General features: G+C 57.7%; 4 protein-coding genes and 1 rRNA gene. 2 read left to right on the top strand and 3 right to left on the bottom strand.

What is annotated here, in order from left to right; all coding sequences use genetic code 11:
- Positions 1 to 176 precede the first annotated feature (176 nt).
- Positions 177 to 292 (top strand): 5S ribosomal RNA (gene rrf / locus CQ002_RS23930).
- 186 nt (positions 293 to 478) lie between these two features.
- On the opposite strand, the gene CQ002_RS23925 is transcribed toward rrf, so the two are convergent.
- The 3 genes from CQ002_RS23925 to CQ002_RS23915 form a co-directional block, all read right to left on the bottom strand.
- Positions 479 to 2,974: a TonB-dependent siderophore receptor gene (locus tag CQ002_RS23925; protein ID WP_105161425.1), complete on the bottom strand. Its 2,496-nt coding sequence runs from the start codon at positions 2,972 to 2,974 to the stop codon at positions 479 to 481.
- 106 nt (positions 2,975 to 3,080) lie between these two features.
- Complete coding sequence (locus CQ002_RS23920) at positions 3,081 to 4,061, bottom strand: FecR domain-containing protein (RefSeq protein WP_034101814.1); 981 nt, start codon at positions 4,059 to 4,061, stop codon at positions 3,081 to 3,083.
- Positions 4,058 to 4,573 carry a sigma-70 family RNA polymerase sigma factor gene (locus CQ002_RS23915; RefSeq protein ID WP_052211060.1) on the bottom strand — a complete coding sequence of 172 codons (516 nt, stop codon included), beginning with the start codon at positions 4,571 to 4,573 and terminating at the stop codon, positions 4,058 to 4,060. Before CQ002_RS23915 ends, CQ002_RS23920 begins: the two co-directional genes overlap by 4 nt.
- A 279-nt stretch (positions 4,574 to 4,852) precedes the next feature.
- Between CQ002_RS23915 and CQ002_RS23910 the strand changes: the two genes are divergently transcribed.
- Entirely contained in the window at positions 4,853 to 6,733 is a 1,881-nt protein-coding gene (locus tag CQ002_RS23910) for a methyl-accepting chemotaxis protein (RefSeq protein ID WP_034101816.1), read from the top strand.
- Positions 6,734 to 6,748: the final 15 nt, after the last annotated feature.

Below are 6,748 nucleotides of genomic sequence, written 5' to 3'. Positions count from 1 at the left end.
CAGTGAAACGATGCATCGCCGATGGTAGTGTGGGGTTTCCCCATGTGAGAGTAGGTCATCGTCAAGATTAAATTCCAGAACCCCTGTTTGCTAGCGCAAACAGGGGTTTTGTTTATGTAGAAGTCCATGAATTTCACCGGCACGTTGCCAACGCAACGGTCTGGTACACAGAATTTCTTGACGACCATAGAGCATTGGAACCACCTGATCCCATCCCGAACTCAGCAGTGAAACGATGCATCGCCGATGGTAGTGTGGGGTTTCCCCATGTGAGAGTAGGTCATCGTCAAGATTGAATTCCGAAACCCCTGTCTGCTAGCGCAGACAGGGGTTTTGTCGTTTAGGGGTTGTACTTATCGGTGCTTCTACGGCTCCACTGGCCGCTCCTCAAGCAATGATGGGCAGGTGGAGGCTGCAGGTAGAAACAAAAAAGCCAACGCCCGTTATCAGGCGCCGGCTTGGTTTGAACTTAGGCGTATCAGAACTGATAACTCACAGTCGCGCTGAGATTACGTTCTTCCCCCAGATAGCAGAAGTTCAGGCTGGCACAGGAAGCCACATAAGTCTCATTGGTAAGGTTGTTGGCATTGAGCCTCACATCGACACCCGCCAGTCCTACTTTGCCCAGGTCATAGCCTACAGAAGCGTCAAACAGCGTGTAGGACGGTACCTTCATAGTGTTCTCTGCATCAGCCCAGCTATAACCGACATACCGCACCCCACCCCCCAGCCTCAATCCGTCCAGCGCTCCGCTATCGAACTTGTAATCCGCCCAGACCGACGCCATGTGACGCGGTGCTTGAGTGGGCGAATTGCCCTTGTTCTCGATCACGTTGTCAGCAGTACTCAAGGTACTCACCATCGATTTGGAGTACGCGATATCGGTAAAGGTGTAGCTACCCAGAACCTTGAGGTTGTCGGTCAACTGCATATGCGCTTCCAGTTCCAATCCCTGTGAGCGAACGGCCCCTACAGCACGATAGAAGTTTTCCTGGGGTAGCTTGGTCGCCAGGTTTTCCTGGTCGATGCGAAACCACGACGCTGTGAACAGATTGTCCGTGCCTGGCGGCTGGTACTTCAGGCCCACCTCCCACTGCGTTCCATCAGTCGGTGCCAGCGGGTTGCCTGCGCTGTCTGAATAGGAGTTGGGATTGAAGGATTCTGAATAGCTGAGGTAGGGCGCCAGGCCATTATCAAACAGATACAACGCCCCGGCGCGCCCAGTGAGCTTGGTGCGTTTGTCACTGATTTCGGTGCCAATCGGGCGGCTCGTCTCGGAGATCCGATTCTCATCGGACGTCTCTACCCAGTCCTGTCGCAGCCCCAGGGAAAATCGCCATTTATCCATTTCAACCAGGTCTTGCAGATAGACGCCAGTCTGCTCGAGCCGGCGCAGGTAACTGGTTGGGCTGTCATAGCGGATAGCGGAATTGCCATACACAGGATTGAATGCATTGATTGACTGTAGCGACCCACTCGTCCAATCCACTACGGTTTTACGCCGCTGGTAATCGGCGCCCATCAGCACCGTGTGTTTGGTTGCCCCAGTGAAAAACTCGGCTTGCAGCATGTTATCGATGATAAATGCGTGCAGCTTCTCATCGCCTCCCGAGTAATAGCGGTTCAGCTCATTGCTGGTCGGTGTGGTCCAGCCATACGCATACACCTGGTCCAACTGCACGTTGGAATCCAGGTACCGGAAGTTTTGTCGGGCAGTAAAGACATCATTGAAGCGATGTTCGAATTGATACCCAAAGGATTGTTGATCACGCCGGTACCCATCCACCCCCGGCTCGCCTTCGAAGAAATGGCTGGAGATCCTCTGGCCATTACGTTGGTGCAGCGCGCCGTCGGCCGGCATACCGCTGTGATAGCCTCCATCAGGGTCGTGCTGAAGATAAGCCTGGAGCGTCAGCGAGGTGTCATCGGTAAAGTCGATGCTCAACGTCGGCGCCAACGCGTACCGCTGTTCCTTGGCGTGGTCGAATTGTGTGTCGGACTTATCCGCCAGTCCCGTCAAACGATAGGCGATGCGTTTGTCGTCATCTACCGGGCCGCTGAAGTCAAAACCCATACCGCGTTGACGATGGCTGCCTACTGTCGCCTGTACCTGATGATAAGGCTCGAACAACGGCTTCTTGCTGGTCAGCGCCACCAGGCCGCCGGGCGAACTGCGCCCGTACAACACCGAAGAAGGTCCTCTGAGGATGTCCACGCGCTCCAGGAAATACGGATCAACCTGCATGGTGCTGTAAGTGCCGCTGTCCCCCATGGACTTCAAGCCGTCGAGGTAAATGTTATCCACGGACCCATCGTTGAAGCCGCGCATCGCCACATAGTCATAGCGGTGCGTCGCACCATAGGGGTTGGTCAACACACCTGGCGTGTAGCGCATGGCTTGAGCAACCGTCTGCGAACCTTGGTCATCCATCTGCTCGCGCGTCACCACCGAGACGGTTTGCGAGGTCTCCAGCAACGCCGTACTGGTCTTGGTGGCGATCTGGCTGTGAGTCGCGTTGTAGCCTTCCATGCTGCCCAGGGCATTACCCAGGGCGAACCCTTTGATATCGGTGGTCGGCAAAGTGAGGGCGCTACGGTCCGGTAGCGCCTGCAATACGAAGCTGACGCCATCTGCGGAAACCGCCTGCAAACCAGAGCCACTAAGCAAATGATTCAGCCCCTGCTCAGCAGAGTACTCGCCCTGCAACCCGGGCGATGCCCGGCCCTGGGTCTGTGCAGGTGTACTGGACAGCGTGATACCCGCCTGGCGGGCAAACTGATTGAGCACGTCGCTCAGCGCGCCTGCCGGAAGGTCGAAGCGCTGATGAATTTGCTCTGTACCGTCTTGTGCGGCCATACCGGTAATCGGCACAACGCCGATACCCATTGCCGTGGACAGCAAAGCTGCACGTACGGCTTTGCTCAATAACGGGTAGGAAGAGTCGGGAGAATTGCGGAGAAAACGCACAGTCATGGTCAAGGTCCGTAGAGGCCGGTGAAGGCAGATTGAAAGGCTTACTGTCTAAGCCGGGCTCACGGAGAAAAGCCGCCAGAAATATCGGGTGAAAAATATGAAAAAATCAGGCCGACCGCTCCAGGCTTACCCACCAGCGCGTGCGATAGCGCACCTGTACGGGTAATGTCTGCGGCAGGATGGCCAGCAATGTGTCGGTGTCCTCCAGGCGAAAAACCCCTGACAGCCGCAAGTCTGCGATGTCTGCGGAGCAGCCCAGATAACCATGCCGATAACGCCCTACTTCCGAAAGGAAATCCGCAAGTCGCATGCCCCGAGTAACGATCAGCCCATCGGCCCATGCGCCGACATCCATGTTCATCGGGGCCGCGAGGGTGGCTTGGGTCTGACGCACGAGGTAGTTTTCCCCTGCGTGGACCTGAAGCGATAGCCCATCCGCCCCGTGCGGTGTGTGGATCGCCACGTTACCGCTGAGCACGCTCAAGCGCGTGCAGTCGCTGTCCTGACGCACAGCGAAACGTCCGTCGATACCTTCAAGCAAGCCATGGCGTGTTTTAACCAATAAGGGCGCCGACGCGGCACCGCACGTCACCAGGATTTCTCCGCGCACCAGCGTAATCAGGCGCTGCTGTGGGTTGAAGTCCAGGTCGACTGCGCTGTCAGTGTTGAGTTGCAGGCGGGTGCCATCCGGCAATTGCACGCTGCGCCGCTCACCGGTGGCGGTCGCAAGATCGCTGGTCCAGCGTTGCCAGCCGATCAGGTCGCGGCTTATCCAGGCCGCCGAGCTCACCAGCATCACACCGGACAGCAACTTCAACGCCTGTCGCCGCCCCAAGCCCTGGGCGCTGTTCTCCAGCGTCAGTCGCGCGCCGGGAACTGCCGCCAACTGGCCACTCAATTCTTGTTGCAATGCTTGAACCCGCTGCCAGGCCAACTCGTGGTCATGGTGGGCTTCGCGCCAGTCTTCACATTGTGCCTGTAGCCGCCGGTTAGCCCGGTTGTTACGCAAACGCAGCATCCAACTGATGGCCTGCTTGACCACTTGGGGGTCGGGACCTGCGCGCGTGGCATCATCCAACGGCGTCATGTTTGATAACGCAGAACGTAGCAGTGATAGAGCGCCTCGCAGATATAGCGCTCCACCGATCGCAGCGACACGCCCATTTGCTGGGCGATCTGTTTGTACGCCAGCCCGTCGCACTGGGCCAACAGAAATGCCCTGCGCACCTTAGGCTTGAGTCCGTCCAAAAGACGGGAAATGTCTTCCAGCAACTCCAGCACCAATGCGCGCGCCTCTGCGCTGGGAGCCAGTGCCTCGGGCAGGTGGGCGATGGACTCGAGATAAGCGCGTTCAATTTCTTCACGTCGCCAGTGATCGATCACCAGGCCCCGCGCGATGGTGCGCAAAAAAGCGCGAGGCGCCTTGAGTTCGAAGCGTTCGGTCTTTTGCAGCAGGCGCACAAAGGTGTCTTGTGCCAGGTCAGCTGCATCGGCGGCATTGCCCAGGCGACTGCGCAGCCACGCGTTCAGCCAGTTGTGATGAGTGCTGTAAAGCGTCTGCACAACACTTTCACACGGCGAGTACTCAGAGGATCGCATGCACACGGGCTCGGCCAGACGTCACAAATGATAATTAGTCGCATTGTCTGGAAGCCTGAAAGAATTTGCAACTCTGAATCGTAGGCACTTACCACCGGTCGGTTTCCTACGTAAAAAGAGGACGAATCTCACAAATTTCTAAGATTTGCCAAGGTTTGGCCGAAAGCCTGACGAGCCATGCGTGCACCGAAATAGAGCGGCCTGAGAGTCCGCCTATCGCGTTACATGGAATGTTCCACTCGGCACGCTCACCCCCCTTTGGCAAAAGAAGTCGATGAAATGAATCTCAAGTTCAGTCATAAAATTCTGTTGGCCGCGTCAGGCGTCGTGGTTCTAGCCTTCGCGTTATTCACGCTTTACAACGACTACCTGCAGCGCAGCACCATCAAGCAAAACCTGGACTCCTCCATCCAGCAATCCGGTGAGCTCACTGCCAGCAGTGTGCAGAACTGGCTCAGTGGTCGTATTCTGGTCCTCGAAAGCCTGGCGCAAAACGTTGCCCATCAGGGCAGTGGTGCAGACCTTCCTGGACTGGTCGATCAACCCGCGTTTACCGCGAACTTCCAGTTCACCTATGTCGGCCAGACCAACGGCGTGTTCACGCAGCGCCCGGACGCGAAGATGCCCGATGGCTACGACCCGCGTCAGCGCCCCTGGTACAAGCAAGCCGTAGCCGCGGACAAAACCATGCTTACCCCGCCTTACATGGCTGCAGTGGGTGGGCAGATCGTGACCATCGCCCTGCCGGTGAAGAAGAACGGCGAACTGCTGGGCGTAGTCGGCGGCGACCTGAGCCTGCAAACCCTGGTGAAGATCATCAACTCGGTGGACTTTGGCGGCATCGGCCATGCGTTCCTGGTCAGCGGCGACGGGCAGGTCATCGTCAGCCCCGACCAGGACCAAGTGATGAAAAACCTGAAGGACATCTACCCGGGCACCAGCGTGCGCATCGAGAAGGTCAGCCAGGATGTGGTCCTCAACGGCCAGGATCGCATCTTGTCGTTCACCCCGATCAGCGGCTTGCCAGGGGCGGATTGGTACATCGGCCTGTCGATCGACAAAGACAAGGCCTACGCACCGCTGGGTAAATTCCGTACCTCAGCGTTGATTGCCATGGTGATCGCCGTGGTGGCGATTGCGGTGCTCTTGAGTCTGTTGATCCAAGTATTGCTGCGACCCCTGACCACCATGGGCGCTGCCATGCAGGACATTGCCCAAGGCGAGGGCGACCTGACCCGCCGCCTGGACGTCACCAGCAAGGACGAATTCGGCGAGGTCGGCAGTGCGTTCAACCAATTCGTTGAGCGCATCCACGCCTCCATTTCCGAAGTGTCCTCGGCAACACGCCAAGTGCATGACTTGTCCCAGCGCGTGATGGCCTCGTCCAACGCCTCGATCATCGGCTCTGACGAGCAGAGTGCCCGCACTAACAGCGTGGCCGCCGCGATCAACGAACTGGGCGCCGCCACTCAGGAAATCGCGCGTAATGCTGCCGATGCTTCGCAGCACGCCAGTGGTGCCAGCGAGCAGGCTGACGATGGGCGCAAGGTGGTGGAGCAAACGATCCTGGCGATGTCGGAACTGTCGCAAAAGATCAGCCTGTCCTGCACCCAGATCGAGACCCTGAACGCCAGCACCGACAATATCGGCCACATCCTTGATGTGATCAAAGGTATCTCCCAGCAAACCAACCTGCTCGCGCTCAACGCCGCAATCGAAGCCGCGCGTGCCGGGGAAGCCGGCCGTGGGTTTGCCGTGGTCGCTGATGAAGTGCGTAACCTGGCCCACCGCACGCAAGAGTCGGCTGAGGAGATCCACAAGATGATCACTTCGCTGCAAGTGGGTTCGCGTGAAGCGGTGACCACCATGAACGCCAGCCAGACGTCCAGCGAAGAGAGCGTCGAGGTGGCCAACCAGGCGGGTGAGCGATTGATCAGCGTGACGCAGCGTATTGTCGAGATCGATGGCATGAATCAATCGGTCGCGGCCGCCACCGAAGAGCAGACTGCCGTGGTGGAAACACTCAATGTCGACATCAACCAGATCAACCTGCTGAACCAGCAAGGCGTGGCCAACCTCAACGAAACGTTGAAGGACTGCGATGCGCTGTCCCAACAGGCCAGCCGTTTGAAACAACTGGTCGACAGTTTCAAGATCTGAAGCTGAATGAATAGG

Source organism: Pseudomonas sp. MYb13 (assembly GCF_002980075.1).
GTDB lineage: Bacteria > Pseudomonadota > Gammaproteobacteria > Pseudomonadales > Pseudomonadaceae > Aquipseudomonas > Aquipseudomonas lurida.
This window is presented reverse-complemented; position numbering and strand designations above follow the sequence as displayed.

Excerpts from the sequence above, each read along its gene's own strand:
- CQ002_RS23915 (WP_052211060.1), bottom strand. The coding sequence starts at position 4,573 with ATGCGATCCTCTGAGTACTCGCCGTGTGAAAGTGTTGTGCAGACGCTT.
- CQ002_RS23925 (WP_105161425.1), bottom strand. The coding sequence starts at position 2,974 with ATGACTGTGCGTTTTCTCCGCAATTCTCCCGACTCTTCCTACCCGTTA.
- CQ002_RS23910 (WP_034101816.1), top strand. The coding sequence starts at position 4,853 with ATGAATCTCAAGTTCAGTCATAAAATTCTGTTGGCCGCGTCAGGCGTC.
- CQ002_RS23920 (WP_034101814.1), bottom strand. The coding sequence starts at position 4,061 with ATGACGCCGTTGGATGATGCCACGCGCGCAGGTCCCGACCCCCAAGTG.